Here is an 18,087-nt window from a genome sequence, read left to right as displayed (position 1 = left end):
GCTCCTCGATGGCGGCGACGCTGGAAGCCGGGCGCAGTCATCGTAACCAGTCGTTCGCGGAAGGTGACCATGCAAGTTCCCGACGTCGGCCGTCTGTTGTCGACTGAAGTCCGTTCCGCCGACGGTCGGGTGCTCGGCCGCGTCGGCGCGGTGTACGTCGCCGACGGTGCGGTGCAACCTCTGCTGGTGGCGTTCCCGGCCGACCGCGAGACCCCGTACGTCGCTCCGCTGTTCGGCGCCGAGCTGCGGCCGGACGCGCTGATGCTGGGTTATCCCGCCGCCCTGGTGAGCGCCGGGCCGACGATCGACGCCGGGGTGGCGTTGTCCGTGGGCGAGATCGAAGCGGTGCTGGCGTACTACGGCACCCGGGTGGCCAGCGACCGTCCGCTGACCGAGCGCGCACTGGGTACCGGCGATGTCGGCTCTGTGTTTCCCGACGTCCACACGGTCCCGCCGCTGGCGGCCGTCGGCGACGACGACCTGCCGCCGATCGTGGTGACCCGGCCCGGCATGTCCGGGCCGCGGGAGTGACAGCGCCGGAGCCACCGCAGTCCCCGCTGGCCGCGGCGAACCAGCGGATCCGGGACACCGCGAAGTGGCTCATCGCCAGCTCGGCCGCGGTGGGTGCCGCGCTGATCGCGGGCAGCCAGGTGTCCGCCATCGGCCGGCTCGCCGCCGGGTCGCCGCGGTTCTGGGCGGCCGGGGCCGGTGTGCTGCTCGGGCTGGGCGCGGTGATCTTCGCGATCTGGTCGGCGGTGCGGGTGCTGCTACCGGTCCAGGTGCTGATCTCGGACCTGGCCGAGAACTGGGCACGCCCGGCGCCCGAGTTCCGCGCGGTGGTGGCGTTCTTCCGGCGACGGCCGAAGTTCCTGCAGGGCGCCGCGAGCCCGGACGATCTGATCGGGCGCCGGGCGGACCTGGTGGCCAAGCTCGGCGAACCCGACCCGGACCCGCGCGTGCGCGAGGGCATCGCGGCACTGGACCGGCGTATCGAGGCGGTCGAGGACGTGGCCAACCACGAGGCGCTCAAGGCCTCGTTCGCGCGGTGCCTGCGGCAGCTGCTGGTCGCGGCCGTCCTGGCGGCGGCCGGCATTGTCACGTACGCGTGGGCCGCCAACCCGCCGCCCGCGACCGTCACCGCCGACCTGCGCAACGCCCGCCTGGCCGGTGCGTTCCTGCGCGACGCCGACCTGCGCGGCGCGAAACTCGACGGCGCCGATCTGACCGGCGCGGACCTGACCGGCGCCGACCTGACCGGGGCGTCGATCGTGCAGGTCGTCTGGGCGCACACTACCTGTCCCGACGCCACGGTCAGCGACGCGAACGGCGGCACCTGCCAGGGACACCTGCACGGCCGCTGACGGCGGCCGCGATCCGGCTCAGCGGTCGGCCCGCACCCGTTCGGCGTGTTTCTGCTGGTACATCCGGCGGTCGACCAGACTCATGGCGGCGCTCAGGTCGCTGGTCTCCTGCGGCAGCACGACCAGCCCGTGCGACGCCGTGACGGGCACGCGGTCGTGGTCCTCGCGCAGCGCCTCGCTCACGAGGGCGATCAGCGCGTCGGGGCCGTCGATGTCCGAGGCGCGGGCGACCACGCAGAACTCGTCCCCGCCGATCCGGTAGGCGCCGCCGCGCCCCTGTACCGCCTCCGCCAGCCGCTGCCCGAGGCGGGTCAGCAGCGTGTCACCGACGGGGTGGCCGAGGGTGTCGTTGTAGGCCTTGAAGCCGTTGAGGTCGCTGAGCGTGAGATACAGCGGGTCGTCCACGCTGCACTTGGGCAGCAGGAGGGCGAGGTCGGCTTCGAGGCGGCGCCGGTTGCGCAGGCCGGTGAGCGGGTCGGTGTTGGCGGCGCGGACCAGCGCGGACTGGCTCTTCCGGAGCATGATCACCGCGTACACGATGATCAGGGCGGCGGTGAGCACGACGACGGCGTTCAGCACGCCGACCCCGGTGAACGGGCCGGGCGGGGCGGGGGCGACGGTGACCACGTACCAGTGGTTGTCGTTGCCGACCTCCGAGGGCACCCGTTGGTAGGCGGCCTGGCGTCCACCGATCTTCACCAGGCCGGCCTCCTGCCACTGGCCAACCAGCGGGGTGAACCGGCGGTTCGCCGGGTCGCCCAGGGGCTGGCCGCTCTGCTGCGGGCGGGCGCTGTCGATCACGACCGCGCCGGTGTTCGCGTCCACGATCAGCAGGTGCCCGTACCCGCCGTCGAGTTCGCGGCGGAAACCCTCGACGGTGATCTCGAAGTGCACCATCGCGTGCTTGATGTGGTCGGGCATCAGCACCTGCGTGCCACTGGAGATCACCCAGTCGCCGATGGCGGGCGAACGGTACGGCCGGGACTGCCGCACGACGCCGGGGGAGACGCCGAAGACCGGCTGGAAGTACGGCGCGGTGCGGCTGTTCTGCCGCAGCTTGTCCCGGGCGACCGGCTCGCCGTGGACGACGGCGGCGTTGGTGACGCCGGAGACGTCGACGAAGGCGGCGACCCCGATCCGGTCGGCGTACATCCGGCCGAGGTGGGCCAGGTCCTGGTTCACGCGTTCGACGGTCTGGTCGGTCGGTTTGGCCTTCAGCGGCAGCTGGCCCCGGTCGCCGTAGGCGTCCCCGCCGTAGTAGTCGACGAACGAGTAGTTGCGGCCGCCCAGCTCGACGATCGTGCCGGCGCGTTCGAAGAACTCGCTCATCTTGTGCGAGCCGACGGCGGAACGCTGGGCGAGTTCGGACTGCTCGGTCTTGAGCGCGTTGGCCCGGCCCGAGGCGGCGCTGCCGAGCGCGGCGATCAGGAAGATGAGGGCAGCCGTCAGCATCACGACGGTGGAACGTCTGACTGCACCCACTGACAAAACCTCTTCGCGCGGTTTCGAAGTCTGCTGACTTCTGAACCTCATATCGGTCGTACGTTTTCCGATATGAGGGCATCCGAGATCGTTCGGAAATCGTCAGCGAAAGGATGCGCAGCGGTGCCCCGCACATTGGCAAAAAGATCGGTCCTTTTCGCGGCGTCTGCGCTGGTGACCTTGGCGGCTGCGGCGGGATGCGGGCAGGCGAGCGCCGGTCAGTCGACCCAGACCGCGCACAAGGCGGTCACCGTCGGCCTCGCCTACGACATCGGCGGGCGCGGGGACAAGTCGTTCAACGACGCGGCGGCCGCGGGCCTGGAACGGGCGAAAACCGGCCTCGATGTCCAGATCAAAGAGCTCGAGGCGCTGCAGGATGAGAACGACGAGGCCCGGTACGAACGGTTGAAGCTGCTCTGTGGCGCCGGCTACCAGGCCGTCGTCGCCGTCGGTTTCGTCTACGCCGGTGAGGACCCGACCAAGGGCCCGCTGGCGCGCGCCGCGCGGGACTGCCCGAACACGAAGTTCGCCGCCGTCGACGTGGACACGGTCCACGCCCCGAACCTCACCAACCTGGTCTTCGCCGACGACCAGGGGTCCTTCCTCATGGGTGCGGTGGCCGCGCTCAAGAGCAGGACCGGCCGCGTGGGGTTCGTGGGGGGCTGCGACCTGCCGCTCATCAAGCGGTTCGAGGTCGGGTACGAGGCCGGGGTGAAGGCCGTACGCGCCGACACCGCGGTGGACGTGAAGTACCTGTCGACGCCGGCCCGGGCCTGCTCCGGCTTCATCAACCCGAAGGCCGGCCAGGCCGCCGCGGCGCGGATGTACGCGGGCGGCGCCGATGTCGTCTACCACGCTGCCGGGGGCTCCGGCCTCGGTGTCTTCCGGGCCGCGAAGGCCAGCGGCAAGTGGGCCCTGGGTGTGGACTCGGACCAGTATCAGCTGGTCCCCCCGGAGCTGCGGGACGTCATCCTCACCTCCATGATCAAGCGGGTGGACACGGCGGTGTTCGAGTTCATCAAGTCGGTCAGCGAGGGCAAGTTCACCGCCGGTACGGTGACGTTCGGTCTGCAGACCAAGGGCGTCGAGTACGCCACCTCGGGTGGCAAGGTCGACGACATCAAGTCCCAGCTCGACGGCCTGAAGCAGCAGCTGACCGAGGGCAAGATCGTGATTCCGGGCGGGGCTGCCGGCTGATCACCGGTCCACCCGCGACAAACGCCGGGATCCACTGTGGGCGGCGCGGAAACGCGCTACGGACATAGGAAAGCCGGACATAGGAAAGCCGGACATAGGAAAGGCCGGGCATCCACGGGGGAAGATGTCCGGCCGTTCCGCTGTCTATGAAACCACGAACCCGGGTCGCCGTGCTACCCCGCTCACACCCGGCATTGCCAACTGCGTGCGTTGGAGTAGTTGACGAACCGGTCGATGGCGGCCGTCTGCGCCGTCGTCCACTGGCAGACCGCCCGTACGTAGACGTTGTAGTAGGTCGGTCCGGCGCGGCTGTAGGAGACGCACCGCCAGTCGTAGACGCTCGCACCGAGCAGCACCGCGGCGCTGTGCCCGGTGGCTGTGCAGTAGTGCTCGAAGTCGGGCGTGGTGACGGTGGGCGTGACGCGGAAGCAGGTGACCGAGGCGGGGTCGCGGAAGTCGCCGATGCGGTCGACGGCGTCGCCCGTCGAGTACGTCCAGCGGCAGGCGGCGTCGAAGGTCAGGTCGCCGCGCCGGCCGTCGTTGGCGACGCAGTGCCAGTCGTAGGCGGTGGGGCCGGTCAGGGCGGCGTCGGCCCAGCCGATCGCGCGGCAGTAGGCGCCGAGGTCCAGCCCGCCGAGCTGCGCGGGGGACGGGGTCGACGCGCTGGCCGAGGCGACCGGGATCAGGCCGCCGAGCAGGCCGATGAGCAGGGCGATCACGACCTTGGTGATCGAACGCATGGTTCTCCAGGGAGGGGTGCGGGAGGTCTGGCCGGCCGCGAGGGTTCGTCCGGCATGGCCAAACTATCCTGTTTGGACTATTGGCAGGGACAGCCTAGGGCGTTCACGGTCGACTGCAAGACCTTGCAATGAGAACGTAACTTCCTTCACCGCTCGGAAGAAATTGCACGCGCAGGTGGCCCGATGAACGAGTGGAGATCATCGGCTGGGCATCTGCTTCGACCCGGTTTGTAACGAACGCCCGGAGGGTACGCTTACCGGCGTGGCGCAGCCGGGTCGGAAGCCTCCCTCGGTCGACGCCTCGACGACTCCCGCGGTGCGGGGCGAGGCGTTGGCCGGTCTGAGAATGCAACCCGGCGGACCCGTGCAGAGCACCGCCAACCGGCTGGCCGCGCTCGTCGCACGCGCGGCCACCGCACCCACCGCGATGATCCACGTGGCCGAGGGCCGCTCGATCCGGCTGATCGGCGGCTGGGAGGTGCCCGCGGGGTACCCCCGGAAGGAGCCGATTCCCGCCGCGCACACCTTGTTCGGCCTGGTGATCCAGTACGGCTTTCCCCTGGTGATCGAGGACGTGCGCACCGACGCCCGGGTGCCCGCCGAGGCCCCGGTGCACGCCATGGGGATCCGCTCCTACGCCGGGTTCCCGGTCCGCGACCCGGACGGCGAGATCGTCGGCGTGTGCGCCGTGATGGACACGCGCACCCGGCACTGGCTGGCCGGGGAACTCGCCGCGGTCGACGAGGCCGCCCAGGCCGGCACCGCCCTGGTCGGGCAGCGGTACGCGCGCCAGGAGGTCGAGTCCCAGCGCGGCTACCTGGACACCCTGCTCAACAGCCTGGACACCGGCGTACTGGCCTGCGACGCCGACGGGCGCCTGGTGATGGTGAACCGGTCGCTGCGCATCCGGCTCGGGATCACGGCGGACGACCAGCCCCCCGAGCAGTGGCTGCCCGCGCTGCCGGTGACCCACCCGGACGGGCGGGCGTTCACCGCCGACGAGGTGCCCGTGCTGCGGGCCCTGAGCGGCCGGCACGTCCACGCGGTCGAGCACGTCGTCAACACGCCGGAGGGCGGGCAGCGGCTCTACTCGGTCAACGCCCACCCGATCACCCACGCCGACGGCCGGCGGCTCGGCGCGGTGTCCGTCTTCCACGACGTCACCATCCGGCGCCGCGCGGAGCGGTTCCGCGGATGTGAACTCGCGGTCACCCTCGCGTTGAACGAGGCGCAGACCGTCGAGGAGGCCGCGCCGCGGGTGCTGGAGGCGGTCGCCGGGACGCTCGGCTGGCCGTACGCGGAACTGTGGCTGGTCGAACCCACCTCCGGCGGTGAGGTGCTGCGCCACATCGACCGCTACCGCGCGCCGGGGCTGGCCGGCGAGATCAACCCACCGGCGCGCCTGACGCCCGGCCAGGGCCTGGCCGGTACGGCCTGGCAGCGCGCCGAACCGGTCTGGCAGACCGACGTCAGCGTCCCCGGCGGCCCGGTCTTCGTCGAGGCCGCCGACCAGCTCGGGCTGCGCACCGCGCTCGCGTTGCCGATCTCCTCCGGCGGCCGGACCCTGGCCGTGATGACGTTGTTCGCCGACCGGATCGAGGACCCGCAGGACGCCCTGGTCGACATGCTGTCCGGGGTCGCGGCGCACATCGGCCAGTTCATCGAGCGCCGCCGCGCCGAGGAACTCCAACACGCCCTGACCGCCAGCAAGGACGAGTACCTGCATCTGGTCGGCCACGAACTGCGTACCCCGCTGACGGTCATCGCCGCGTACATCGAGTTGCTCGAGGAGGCCGACCCGGCGACCACCCTGGCCGACGCCGCGCCGATGACGGCCGCGATCCGACGCGGCAGCGACCGGTTGCGCCGCCTCGTCGAGGCCCTGCTGGACCTGTCCGCGCTGGACTCCGGCCAGGCCGAGATCCGGCGCGCCCCGACCGACCTCGCGGACGTGGTCGCCGCCGCGGTCGACCGGGCCCGACCGGCGGCCGACGCCGCACACGAGACCATCGACACCTGCCTGCCCGCCGACCTGATGATCACCGGCGACCGCGAGCGGCTCGGGCAGATGGTGACCGAACTGCTGACCAACGCGATCACCTTCACCGCCGCGGGCGGCCGGGTCGAGGTACGCCTCACCCGTGGCGAGGACTGGGCCGACCTGACCGTCGCCGACACCGGCACCGGCATCCCCGAGGACGAACGCCCGCACGTCTTCCAGCGCTTCTACCGCGGCCAGATCACCACGGAACGCGCCATCGCCGGTGCGGGCCTGGGCCTGCCCGTGGCCCAGCTCATCGCGCAGCGCCACCACGGTGAGATCACGCTGCTCCCGTCCGACGCGGGCACCACCATGTGTGTCCGCCTGCCCCTCGACCCCGTGGCGACGACACAGCCGCCACCGGCCCAGGTCGGCCCGCCGGCCGCCGAACGCGCTCAGATCCTCGATGCACCGGCCGACTTCGAGTGATGAGTAGTGGGTTCGCACCATGGGTGGAAGGGTCTGGGACGAACGGGTGACAGTCGTGCGGCATCAGAGTCAGGCCGGCGCGGTCGGTGACCACGTGCGGCCGAGCGCGGCCGAGGGGCCGCCCGGTGCGGCGCCCGTGGCAGAGCGCGGAGCCTTCCAGGCCAGCCCTCTCGCCATGGCGATCATCGACGAGGACGCCCACTTCATCCAGGTCAACCGGGCCTTCAGTCAACTCCTCGGACGGGACCGGGCGGACCTGCTCGGCATCGGGTGCTGGGCACTGACCCACCCCGACGATCTCGGCGTACGGCAGGACGCGCACGCGGCCGTGGCCGACGACCCCACCGCCTCGATCAGCTACGAGCTGCGGCTCATGCGCCCGGACGGCGCGGACGTGCCCTGCAAGATCACGCTGGTCCCGATCGAGGGGTCGCCGGAGCGGCGACTCGTCCAGGTCGAGGATCTCACCGGTCGTTACCAGGCCGCGGCCCGCGCCAACCGGCAGAGCGAGATCCTGCTGGCCACGATCAACGTGCAGCGCGCCGTCACCGCCGCCGCCCACGACCGGGCGCAGGTGCTCGAGGTCGTCGCCACGCAGGCGGTGCAGGCGTTCACGGACGCCGACGGCGCGGTGGTCGAGCTGGTTGACCGCGACCACCTCGACTACGTGGCGGCCGCCGGGACACTGATCGTGCACCTGGGCCTGCGGCTGCCGATCGAAGGCTCGTTGTCCGGGGTGGCCATGTCGCAGCGCTCCACGGTGCTGTGCCGCGACAGCGAGACCGACCCGCGGGTCAACCGCCAGGCCTGCCGCGAGGTGGGCCTGCGCTCGATGTGCGTCGCGCCGCTGTTCAGCGGCGACCGGCCGATCGGCGTACTGAAAATCTCCAGCGCCGAGGTGGACGCCTTCGATGAGGGCGACGTCTACCAGCTGGAGCTGCTGGCCGGCAGCCTCAGCGCCGCGCTGCGCCACGCGGACGACTACGCCCGCAACGCCACCCTGCTCAGCGAGCGCACCGTCGCCCTGAAGGCGCTGGAGGCCAGCGAGCGGCGGTTCCGGGTGGCCTTCGACAACTCGCCGCTGGGCATGGTGCTGACCAGCCTGCAGCCCGACAACCTGGGCGTCTTCCTGCAGGCCAATCCCGCCATGGCCGCGATCACCGGGTATTCCGTCGAGCAGCTCACCGGGATGAGCGTGTCCCAGCTGCAGCACCCCGACGATCTCGCGGTCACCATGCCCGTGCTGGCGCGTCTGGCCGCCGGGGAGGCCGAGACGGCGACCCTGGAGGCCCGCTACCGCCACGCTGACGGCCACGACCTGTGGGTGCGCATCCGCACCGCCGTGGCCCACGACGAACGGATCCGGCCGCGCTACCTGGTGAGCCAGATCGAGGACGTCACCGCCGCCCGCGCCGCCCAGGCTCAGCTGCGCCGGCAGGCCCGCCTGCTGGAGCTGATCCCGGCCGCCGTCATCGTCCGAGACCTGGACGGCACCATCCGGTGGTGGAACGCCGGCGCCGAGGCCACGTACGGCTGGCCGGCCTCCGCCGCCACCGGCAAGGTCACCCATCGGCTGCTGGCCACCGCGTTCCCCGGCGGCAGCAGCGTGGCCGAACAGACAGACACCCTGAGCCACGACCGGATGTGGGACGGCGAACTCGAACACCTGTCCGCGGACGGCCGGAGGATCACGGTCCTCAGCCGTCAGGTCGTGCAGGACGCCGTCGACGGCGTCAGCACCGTGCTGGAGATCAACACCGACATCACCGCGGTCCGCGACGCGCAGCGCGCCCTGCACCAGAGCGAGCAGCGGTTCCGCGCCCAGTTCACCCACTCCGCGGTCGGGCAGATCGTCCGCGGCCTCGACGGCATCCTGCTGGACGTCAACCCCGCCTTCGCCGCCATGCTCGGCCGCACCACCGGCGAGCTGATCGGCACCCCCACCGACCGGCTGCTGCACCCCGACACCGCGGCCGACATGCGCCACCAGATCGCGGACCTGTTCAGCGGCGACCACGACGCCTACAGCCACGAGGGCCGGGTCCGCCACGCCGACGGTGGCTGGGTCGACGTCGAGGCCACCGTGTCCCTGGTCCGCGACACCGACGGGCGCCCGCTGCACCTGATCGGGGTGTTCGCCGACATCTCGGCCCGCAAGGCCGCGGAACGCGCCCGCGACGCCGCCGCCGCCGAACTCGCCAGCCGCAACACCGAACTCGAATCGGCCAACCAGCTGAAACTCGACCTCATCGGCATGCTCGGCCACGAGATCGGTACGCCGTTGACCTCGATCCTCGGGTACGCCGAGGTCGCCACCGACGGCTGGAACAACCTGCCCGACGACCGGAAACACCGGCTCGTCGAGAGCATCCACCGCAACGGGCGGCGGCTGGACACGATCGTCAAGGAGGTGCTCGCCCTGGTCACCGTCGAGGCCGGGCGTCTCACCGCCCACCCCCGGCGGGTCGACGTGTGCGAGCACGTGCAGGCGGCGATCCTGCCCGTACCCGGTGCCCGGCATCCGGACATCGACTGCCCGGCCGGGCTCGCCGCGATGGTCCAGCCCGGCCACCTCGACCAGATTCTGGCGAATCTGCTGTCCAACGCCGACAAGTACGGCGGTGGCGCCACCCGGATCACCGCCCGGCGCCTCGACGACCACGTCGAGATCCGGGTCGAGGACCGCGGCCCCGGCGTCCCGGAGCGGTTCCGGCCGAACCTGTTCGAACGCTTCTCCCGCGCCGACACCACGGCGGGCAGCGTCAAGGGCACCGGCCTGGGCCTCTATATCGTGCGCGAACTCGCCAGGGCCAACCGCGGCGACATCGAGTACGAGCCCGGCACCGAGTCCGGCTCGGTCTTCACCGTCCGGCTACCCGCCGGGGCCTGAGCGCCGCCGGGGTCTGAGCGCCGCCGGATCTGAGCGCCGCCGGGATCTGAGCGCCGCCGGGATCTGAGCGCCGCCGGGGTCTGAGCGCCGCTGGGGCGCGCTCAGGCCGTCCAGCGGACCGCGGCCGCGCCCGCGAAGTCACCGGCGTGCGCGAAACCGCCGAGCACCACCAGGTCGCCGTCGCGTACCCGGCCCTGCCGGACCGCCCGGTCCAGCGTGACGGGGACGGCCGCACCGAACAGGTTCCCGCACTCGTCGAAGGTGTCGGGATGCCGCTGCTCGGGCAGCCCCAGCGCCTCGTGCCAGTTCCGCAGGAACATCCGGTTGGGCTGGTTGGTCACCAGGACGTCGACGTCGGCCGGTGCCGTGCCGAGCCCGGCGCACAGCTCCCGCACCACGTCCGGGACCAGGCGGTTGCCCCGCTCCAGCACCCGGGTCACGCCGTCGGCCGTGAACCCGACGCGGATCTCGGCGGCGCCGGGCTGCCAGTACTTGCGGCCGTCGTCGAGGTGGTGGCGCATCTGCCCGGCGTACTCGCCGATGTGCTTGGTGGTCACGTCCAGCACCGGGCGTGCCGCGGACGTGGTCACATAACCCACGCCGCAGCCGTCGCCCGGGATCGCGGCCTGCGCCAGCCGCCGTACGCCGGGCTGGGTGAACCACTGCCCGGCCAGGTTCTGGGCGTTGCAGATCAGGGCGCGGCGGGCGGTCGTGGTGGTGAGGATCTGGCGGGCCAGCTTCAGCATGTACACGAAGGACGCGCAGCCCGCGTTGGCGACGTCGATCAGCCACTCCGGCCGTAGGCCCAGCCGGTGCGCCACCTCCGTGCCCGCGCCCACGAACGGCACGTCCGGCAGCTGGCTGTGCACCAGCAGCACGTCGACGGCGCGGATCTCGGGGGCGCCGTGGCGCTCGATCAGCGGCTGCACCGCCCGTTCGATCATGTCCACGTTGGACTCGTCGGCGCCCGCGTGGTGGCGCCACCGGGGCACCCGGAACATCGCGCTGTCCCGCAGCTTGTCCTCCGCGTCGGGATGCTCTGTGTAGAACTCGGCGGGCACCGGCGCGCCGGGCAGGTAGCCGGCGACGTCGGCGAGGCTGACGGTCACCGCGCCACCACCGCGGCCGGTGGGACCGTGACCGGTGACCCGGCGCGGTGCCGGTGCTCCAGGATCGCCTTGAGGTTGGACATCTCCACGGTGTGACCCGCGTAGAACAGGTCCCAGAAGGTGCCGACCCACGGCCGGTCCGGCGCGGGCGCCAGCTCGGGGTGCGGGTTGTCGTCGTAGTACGGGTGCCGGCAGTTCGTCCAGGTGATCACCGAGCCCGGCCGGTCCAGGACCAGCTCGGCCGGCACCACCCGCATCAGGTAGATCATCCACAGCTTGTCGCCCTGATCCCACGCGCAGTGGTAGTCGACGGTCATGGCCTGCTCGTGCGCCACCACCCGGCAGAAGATGCGGGTGTCCGGCGCCAGCCGGTCGTCACCCACCCACAGGCCGGGCGTCCCGCTCGGGGCGAAACCCCGCAGACTGTACGTCCACTCCTCCAGGTGATGCCCCTGCCGCAGGTACGCGAAGACCTGCTCGGGCGGGCAGTCGACGTACTGCTCGATGGTGCAGTACCGGCCGTACACCTGCTCGTGCGGATAGTCGGGCCGGGTCAGCGCCGCGCACCGGGCGATCACCTCGTCGCGGCTCGTGTTCTCCACCCGGATCAGGTCCGGGATGTCAGCCAGCGTGGACTCGTTCGTACTCATCGGTGTTCTCCTCGGCGTCGGCCGGATGCTGGCCGTCAGCGGTCAGGAAGGGTTGGAACGGGGGAACCTCGTGCGGATCCACGTCCAGGGCCACGAACGCGGGTCCGCGCTCGGGATCGTTGTTCGCCCGCAGCGCGGCGCGCAGCGCCGCCGGGTCGCCGGGCCGGGCCACCGGCAGGCTGGGGAACGCGGCGGCCACCCCGGCGCCGATGTCGGTCGGCCGGAACAGGTTGAAGCTGTACGTGTCGCCGTAGAACAGGCGCTCCCGCGTCACGCACATCCCGTGGGCGTTGTTGTTGAAGATCACGAAGGTGACGGGTGCGCCGTACTCGATCGCGGTGTGCACCTCCATGCCGTGCATGAAGAACGCCCCGTCGCCGGCCAGCACGTACGTCCGCTGACCGGTGGCCAGCGCTGCGCCGATGCCCGCGCCGAACGCGTACCCCATGCCACCCATGCCGACCGCGACCACGAAGCGGCCCCGGCGTGGCGCCGGGAGCAGGTGGATCGCCGCCGCGCCCGCGTTGCCCGCGTCCACGAAGACGTGCCCGTGCTCCGGCAGCGCCGCGGCCACCGCCGTCACCGCCCCGACCGTCGACAGGGGCCCGGCGTCCCGGGCCGTGATCGGCAGCGGGACGGGACCGTCGTGCGGCGGGCACGCTCGGCTGCCCGCCGGCAGTCGGTTGATGACGTCGCGCAGCACCGTACGGGGGTCGCCGCGCAGCGCGAGCCCCGACACGTACGGCGGCTCCGGGTCGACGCACACCACGAGCGCGCAGCCCAGCGCCGCGTCGAGCCCGCCGCGCGCCATCACCGGCCAGCGCGTGCCGACCAGCAGGCACACCTCCGCCTCGCGCAGGCAGTCCGCGACGTTGCGGTGCCCCATGACCCCGGCCACCCCGGCGAACCGGGCGTCGGAGTTGTCGAACACGTCCTTGGCGTCCGGGGTGACCGCGACCCAGGCGCCGAGCCGCCCGGCCAGCTCGGCCAGTTCGGCGCGGGCGTGCGCGGCGGCCACCCCCTCACCGGCGATCACCAGGATCCGCCGGGCGCCGCGCAGGGCCCGTACGGCCCGGTCGCGGACCGCCCGGTCGGCCGCCGGGGCGGGCAGCGGCACCGCCGCGGGCGACGGTGCCGCCCGGATCAGGGTCTGCTGCACGTCCTTGGGCAGCAGCAGCACCGCCGGGCCGCGCGGCGGGGTCAGCGCCGCCGCGATCGCGCGCGGCAGCAGGTCGGGCAACTCATCGGCGTCGTCGACGCGGGCGCAGAACCGGGAGACCGGCGCGAACAGCTGCCGTGCGTCCAGCGAACCGGCCCGGCCGCTGGAGTCCTGGAACGCGCCCCGGCCGTGCTGCGCCCGCGGCGGCTGGCCGACCAGCGCCAGCACCGGCACCCGGGACGCGTACGCCTCGGCCAGTCCCGGCAGCAGGTTCATCGCCCCGCCGCCGGAGGTGGCCGCGACCACGCCGAGCCGGCCGGTGGCGCGGGCGTACCCGTCGGCCATGGTCGCCGCCGCGAACTCGTGCTTGGCCACGACCGCCCGGATCGCGGGGCGGGCGGTGTGCAGGGCGTCGTAGAGGTCCTCGATGTTCGCCCCGCCCACGCCGAAGACGTGGTCGACGCCGGATCGGGCGAGTTCACGGACGAGGTGGTCGACCAGACGGTGCCGCACGGCCGCCTACCCGGCCGGTGCGGGCTCGGGGACCAGAGCGCTGCTCTGGAAGCGGTGCCGGTACTCGCTCGGGGTGACCTCCAGCGCCCGCCCGAACCGGCGGAAGAACGTCTCGGGCGCGGTGAACCCGCAGCGGCGGGCCACCTGCCGGATCGGCAGGTCGGTGGTCTCCAGCAGCTTGCGGGCGTGGGCGATGCGCACGCGTTCGACGTACTGGCCGGGGGTCATGCCCACCTCGCGCCGGAACACCCGGGCGAAGTTGCGGGCGCTCATGTTGGCGTGCGCGGCGATCTGCGACACCGAGACCGGGCGGTCCAGGTTGTTGATGATCCACTCCTGGGCGCCGCGGATCGGACTGGAGTCGGCGAGCTGGGCGTCCAGAATGGAGCTGACCTGCGACTCGCCGCCGTGGCGGCGGAAGAACAGCACCAGGAAGCGGGCCAGCTCCAGCGTGAACGCCGCGCCGTGGTCCTCCTCCACCAGGGCCAGCGTCATGTCGATGCCGGTGGACACCCCGGCCGAGGTGACGTACGGCCCGTCCCACACGAAGATCGAGTCGGACTCGACCGTCACCTCGGGATAGCGCCGCGCCAGATCCTCCGTGTACGCCCAGTGCGTGGTCGCCCGGCGCCCGCCGAGCAACCCCGCCTCGGCCAGCAGGAACGAGCCGCCGCACACGGAGGTGACCCGCCGCGAGCGCCCGGCCGCCCGCCCGATCCAGGACACCAGCTCCCGGTCGGCCAGGGTGTCGTGCAGCCCCCAGCCGCCCGGCACCAGCAGCGTGTCGATCGGCCCCTGTCCCGCCTCCAGCGGATCCGCCGCGATGACCACACCGGAGCAGGTCCGTACGAGTGGGGCGGCGGGGGAGACGAACTCGATCCGATATCCGGACTCGGGGTCGCCGAGCAGCCGGTTGGCGGTGTCCAGCACCTCGACCGGGCCGGTGACATCGAGCGCCTGGCAACCCGCGTAGGTAACAATCACAACCCGTCGTTGCGTCACCACCCCACCCTGTCGTGCCGGGCGTATCGGCAGCAATGCCAAGGAATTGGCGATTCCTGCCACCCGGCCCGGATGGCCGGTGGGGCTCGATCAGGCGCCGGGGTAGCCGGGGATCTGCCGGCGGTGGGCGGCGCTGGCCGCCCAGTGGCTGATGTCCAGCAGGCCCGCGAAGACGACCCAGAACCAGCCCCACCCGGTGAGGCCGACGCCCGGGACGTACAGCACCACGTAGATCAGGGTGGCGAACGGCAGGAAGAGGAGCCCGAGCAACGGGACGATGAACGAGTCGAAGGCGGTGTTGACCAGGACCGGGCGGGCCAGCCAGATGATGAACAGGGCAAACCTCGGGAAGATCCCCGCGAACAGCGCGAACAGGCATCCCATGGCGCTCCACCTTCCACCGGTCCGGATCTCTCGGCCGATCATGACCCGGAGGCGGCCGCCGGGCTTCACCCGCGACGGATGATTGCGTACGCGCACCGCGCCGGCCGCGGCCCACGATCGGGGTGCGGCTCGGTGAATCGACATACGTGTCGTACGTCGCCGGTAACGTCGGCTGCCATGACAGCCTTGTCTCGCAACCGCCGATCGGCCAGCGGGCTGACCATCCTGGTGGCGTTCGGCGCCGCCGCCGTCCTCGGCGTCACCGCCACCCCCGCGGCCGCCGCCGGCCCACCCCCGAAACCCGGCGCGGCCGGGCTGGGTGACCGGTTGTATCCCCTGCTCGGCAACGGCGGCTACCACGTCCAGGACTACGACCTCAGCCTCACGTACCCGAAAAAGGATCCACGGCAGACGATCACCGGCGACGTGACCATCACCGCGGTCGCGACCCAGTACCTGTCCCGGTTCGATCTGGACTTCGGCGGCGGCTCGGTCGCCGGGGTGTCGGTGAACGGGCACCGGGCCACCTTCACCCGCTCCGGCGACGAGCTGATCATCACCCCCGAGTCCCCGCTGCCCAAGCGCGCGCCGTTCCGGGTCACCGTCACCGGCTTCACCGCCACCCCGGTGGTGCCCGACGCGAACGCGCCGGTCGGCTTCGTCACCACCCCGGACGGCACCGTGCTGGCCGGTCAGCCCGCCTCGTCGCACCTGCTGTTCCCCAGCAACGACCACCCGCGCGACAAGGCCACGTACACGATCCGGCTCACCGCGCCGACCGGCTGGACGGCCACCGCCAACGGCACCCCGCTGGGCACCCGGCGACACACCGGATACTCCGTCTCCACGTTCCGCGAGTCGCGGCCGATGGCCAGTGAGCTGGTGCAGATCGCGGTCGGCGACTTCGTGGTGCACCGGCGGCCCGCCGTGCACGGCGTACCGATCCGCGACGTCGTGCCGCGCCGGCTCGCCGACACCCTGCTGCCGAAGACGGCGGTCGAGCGCGATCAGGTGGCCTGGATGGAGCGCCAGGTCGGCCGGTATCCGTTCGAGAACTACGGCTCGCTGGTCATCGACGGTGACCTCGGCTTCGCCCTGGAGACCCAGACGCTGTCGCTGTACGACACGTCGCTGTTCGGCGCTCCCGCGTTCGTGCTGAACCCGGTGATGGCCCACGAGCTGGCCCACCAGTGGTTCGGCGACAGCGTGGCGCCGCGCTCCTGGAGCGACGTCTGGCAGAACGAGGGCCACGCCACCTGGTACGAGTTGCTCTACGCCGAGCAGACCGGCGTCTTCAAGCAGTACACCGACTATGACGACCGCGAGGCCCTGTTCAAGGCGGTGTACGCACTCGGCGACCAGTGGCGCGACCACTGGGGTCCGGTGGCCCGGCCCGCGGGTTCGGCGTCGATCTGGGACGTCTTCAACCCGAACGTCTACTACGGCGGCGCGCTGGCCCTCTACGCGCTCGAACGCAAGATCGGGACGGACCGTTTCCGCCAGCTGGAGCGGGAGTGGGTGCGGACGTACCAGGGCAGGTCCGCGTCGACCGACGACTTCATCGCGCTGGCCTCCCGGATCGCCCACCGCGACCTGAGCACGTTCCTGATCGCCTGGCTGTACGGGGCGAAGACCCCACCGATGCCGGGCCACCCGGACTGGGCGGTGCAGCCCGTGCCCAGCGCCGCCAAGGAGCGCGCGGCCGCCCGCGCCACGTTCGGCACCGACGCGGTCACCCGGCACCTGCAGGGGCTGATGCGGGCCGGGCGCTGAAGCGTTGACGTCCGGCCCGGCCCGCCCGGCAAGCGCCGGGCGGGCCGGTACCGGCGGCTCAGTAGCGGAACACCGAGGCGAGGTCGTGCAGCCGCCCGGCCGTTCCGGTCAGGCTCTCCGCGGCCCGCCGCGTCTCGTCCGCCGCTCCGTGCACCTCGGTCGCCGCCGAGCTGACCATGCTGATCGCGTGGCTGATCTGCTCCGCCCCGGCGCTCACCGAGGCGGCGCCGTCCACCATCGCGCCGGTCGTGGCGGTCTGTTCCTCGACCGCCGCGGCGATGGTGACCTGGTGCTGGGCGATGGAGCCGATGACGCCGGTGAACTCGCCGACCGCGGTGACGGCCTCGCCGGTGTCGCGCTGGATCTCCTCGATCCGGCGGGCGATCTCCTCGGTGGCGCCCGCGGTGGCCTGCGCCAGCTCCTTCACCTCGCCCGCGACGATGGCGAAGCCGCGTCCCGCCTCGCCCGCCCGGGCCGCCTCGATCGTGGCGTTCAGGGCCAGCAGGTTGGTCTGCGCGGCGATCGCGCTGATGGTCCGCAGCACGTCACTGATCTGCTGGCTCGAATCGTGCAGCTTGCTGACGTTGCCGGTGGCCCGGGCGGCCCCGGCGACCGCCTCGTCGGCCGTACGGGAGACCTCGCTGGCGTTGCTGCTGATCTCCGCGATGGCCTGGCGCATCTGCTGGGTGCCGTCGGCGATCGTCTCGACCTCGCTGCTGGTCCGACGGGCCGAACGGGCGACGGTCTCCAGCTCGGTGGCGGTGGCCGCGGCGGCCTCGGTCATGGTGGTGCTGGTCCGCTCCAGCGAACCGGCCGAGGTGGAGACCTCCTCGACGGCGCGGCGGATGCCGTCCACGGTCGCCTGGAACCGATCCATCATCGCGTTGAACGCGACGGCCATCTGGCCCATCTCGTCCTTGCCGACGACCGGCATCCGGGGGCTCAGGTCACCCTCGGCGGCGATCCGGATGATCTGCGCGTCGAGCTTCAGCACCCGGACGATCTTCGTCCAGGTGGCCGCGAGGAAGAACAGCCCGATCGGGGCGATGATCACCGGAGTCCACAGCAGGACGTCGGCGAGGTCCTGCAGTTGCTGCTGACCGGCGGAGTCGGCGGGCAGCTTCGCCGCGACCGAGGAGACGACCGAACGGGCGTAGAGACTCAGCCCGAAAATTCCACCGATGAGGAAGAGCATCGAGAGGCTGGCCCGCGCCTTTGCGGGCAGCTTGTCGAACAGCGACTGCATGAAACCTCCAGGGGACTCACTCCCGTGATCGGCAGCACGGCCCGAAGTCTGAGGATTGGCGCTCAGGCCGACAAAGGTCGTGCCGATGAGAGAGGCATTTGCCCTCCCGGC

The 18,087-nt window shown here is 72.0% G+C and carries 14 protein-coding genes; 6 read left to right on the top strand and 8 right to left on the bottom strand.

The genetic code is table 11. The features are described 5' to 3' along the window. Positions 1-69: 69 nt before the first annotated feature. Together ACMCNN_RS22470 and ACMCNN_RS22465 are read left to right on the top strand one after the other, a co-directional pair. The gene (locus ACMCNN_RS22470) at positions 70-531 is read left to right on the top strand and encodes a hypothetical protein (RefSeq protein WP_412742492.1); all 462 of its coding nucleotides are present in this window, start codon (positions 70-72) and stop codon (positions 529-531) included. Further along, positions 528-1,361, top strand: coding sequence for a pentapeptide repeat-containing protein (locus ACMCNN_RS22465; protein ID WP_412742491.1), 834 nt, complete (start codon positions 528-530; stop codon positions 1,359-1,361). Before ACMCNN_RS22470 ends, ACMCNN_RS22465 begins: the two co-directional genes overlap by 4 nt. An 18-nt stretch (positions 1,362-1,379) precedes the next feature. Here the strand turns inward: ACMCNN_RS22465 and ACMCNN_RS22460 are convergent, their stop codons facing one another. After that, entirely contained in the window at positions 1,380-2,843 is a 1,464-nt protein-coding gene (locus ACMCNN_RS22460; RefSeq protein ID WP_412742490.1) for a GGDEF domain-containing protein, read from the bottom strand. A gap of 174 nt (positions 2,844-3,017) precedes the next feature. Here ACMCNN_RS22460 and ACMCNN_RS22455 point away from each other — a divergent pair, with 174 nt between their 5' ends. Beyond that, positions 3,018-4,040 (top strand): BMP family lipoprotein, encoded by a 1,023-nt coding sequence (locus ACMCNN_RS22455; RefSeq protein ID WP_412742489.1) that lies wholly within the window; start codon positions 3,018-3,020, stop codon positions 4,038-4,040. Positions 4,041-4,222: 182 nt separating this feature from the next. Here the strand turns inward: ACMCNN_RS22455 and ACMCNN_RS22450 are convergent, their stop codons facing one another. After that, entirely contained in the window at positions 4,223-4,780 is a 558-nt protein-coding gene (locus ACMCNN_RS22450; protein WP_412742488.1) for a hypothetical protein, read from the bottom strand. A 262-nt stretch (positions 4,781-5,042) separates the two neighbouring features. Here ACMCNN_RS22450 and ACMCNN_RS22445 point away from each other — a divergent pair, with 262 nt between their 5' ends. Together ACMCNN_RS22445 and ACMCNN_RS22440 are read left to right on the top strand one after the other, a co-directional pair. Continuing rightward, positions 5,043-7,250: an ATP-binding protein gene (locus ACMCNN_RS22445; RefSeq protein ID WP_412742487.1), complete on the top strand. Its 2,208-nt coding sequence runs from the start codon at positions 5,043-5,045 to the stop codon at positions 7,248-7,250. A 55-nt stretch (positions 7,251-7,305) separates the two neighbouring features. Continuing rightward, the gene (locus ACMCNN_RS22440; protein ID WP_412742486.1) at positions 7,306-10,140 is read left to right on the top strand and encodes a PAS domain S-box protein; all 2,835 of its coding nucleotides are present in this window, start codon (positions 7,306-7,308) and stop codon (positions 10,138-10,140) included. 101 nt (positions 10,141-10,241) lie between these two features. Here ACMCNN_RS22440 and ACMCNN_RS22435 read toward each other — a convergent pair whose 3' ends face one another. From ACMCNN_RS22435 to ACMCNN_RS22415, 5 genes are all read right to left on the bottom strand, one after another. Beyond that, positions 10,242-11,249, bottom strand: coding sequence for a 3-oxoacyl-ACP synthase III family protein (locus ACMCNN_RS22435; protein WP_412742485.1), 1,008 nt, complete (start codon positions 11,247-11,249; stop codon positions 10,242-10,244). After that, the gene (locus ACMCNN_RS22430; protein WP_412742484.1) at positions 11,246-11,899 is read right to left on the bottom strand and encodes an SRPBCC family protein; all 654 of its coding nucleotides are present in this window, start codon (positions 11,897-11,899) and stop codon (positions 11,246-11,248) included. Before ACMCNN_RS22430 ends, ACMCNN_RS22435 begins: the two co-directional genes overlap by 4 nt. Next, positions 11,871-13,571: a thiamine pyrophosphate-binding protein gene (locus ACMCNN_RS22425; protein WP_412742483.1), complete on the bottom strand. Its 1,701-nt coding sequence runs from the start codon at positions 13,569-13,571 to the stop codon at positions 11,871-11,873. The genes ACMCNN_RS22430 and ACMCNN_RS22425 overlap by 29 nt, the downstream gene beginning before the upstream one ends. Positions 13,572-13,577: 6 nt before the next feature. Next, on the bottom strand, positions 13,578-14,555 hold the full coding sequence (locus tag ACMCNN_RS22420; RefSeq protein ID WP_412742482.1) for a GlxA family transcriptional regulator: 978 nt from the start codon (positions 14,553-14,555) through the stop codon (positions 13,578-13,580). Positions 14,556-14,663: 108 nt separating this feature from the next. After that, entirely contained in the window at positions 14,664-14,957 is a 294-nt protein-coding gene (locus ACMCNN_RS22415) for a hypothetical protein (protein WP_412742481.1), read from the bottom strand. A gap of 177 nt (positions 14,958-15,134) precedes the next feature. Between ACMCNN_RS22415 and ACMCNN_RS22410 the strand changes: the two genes are divergently transcribed. Continuing rightward, positions 15,135-16,730, top strand: coding sequence for a M1 family metallopeptidase (locus ACMCNN_RS22410; RefSeq protein WP_412742480.1), 1,596 nt, complete (start codon positions 15,135-15,137; stop codon positions 16,728-16,730). Between the two features lie 58 nt (positions 16,731-16,788). Here ACMCNN_RS22410 and ACMCNN_RS22405 read toward each other — a convergent pair whose 3' ends face one another. Then, a complete protein-coding gene (locus ACMCNN_RS22405) occupies positions 16,789-17,976 on the bottom strand; it encodes a methyl-accepting chemotaxis protein (protein WP_412742479.1) in 1,188 nt (395 codons plus the stop codon). Between the last annotated feature and the right edge of the window lie 111 nt (positions 17,977-18,087).

Source organism: Krasilnikovia sp. MM14-A1004, from assembly GCF_047159485.1.
Taxonomy (GTDB): Bacteria; Actinomycetota; Actinomycetes; order Mycobacteriales; family Micromonosporaceae; genus Actinoplanes.
The sequence above is the reverse complement of the archived record's forward strand: the minus strand, read 5'-3'. Positions and strand labels throughout refer to the sequence as shown.

Excerpts from the sequence above, each read along its gene's own strand:
- ACMCNN_RS22415 (WP_412742481.1), bottom strand. The coding sequence starts at position 14,957 with ATGGGATGCCTGTTCGCGCTGTTCGCGGGGATCTTCCCGAGGTTTGCC.
- ACMCNN_RS22470 (WP_412742492.1), top strand. The coding sequence starts at position 70 with ATGCAAGTTCCCGACGTCGGCCGTCTGTTGTCGACTGAAGTCCGTTCC.
- ACMCNN_RS22410 (WP_412742480.1), top strand. The coding sequence starts at position 15,135 with ATGACAGCCTTGTCTCGCAACCGCCGATCGGCCAGCGGGCTGACCATC.
- ACMCNN_RS22450 (WP_412742488.1), bottom strand. The coding sequence starts at position 4,780 with ATGCGTTCGATCACCAAGGTCGTGATCGCCCTGCTCATCGGCCTGCTC.
- ACMCNN_RS22405 (WP_412742479.1), bottom strand. The coding sequence starts at position 17,976 with ATGCAGTCGCTGTTCGACAAGCTGCCCGCAAAGGCGCGGGCCAGCCTC.
- ACMCNN_RS22430 (WP_412742484.1), bottom strand. The coding sequence starts at position 11,899 with ATGAGTACGAACGAGTCCACGCTGGCTGACATCCCGGACCTGATCCGG.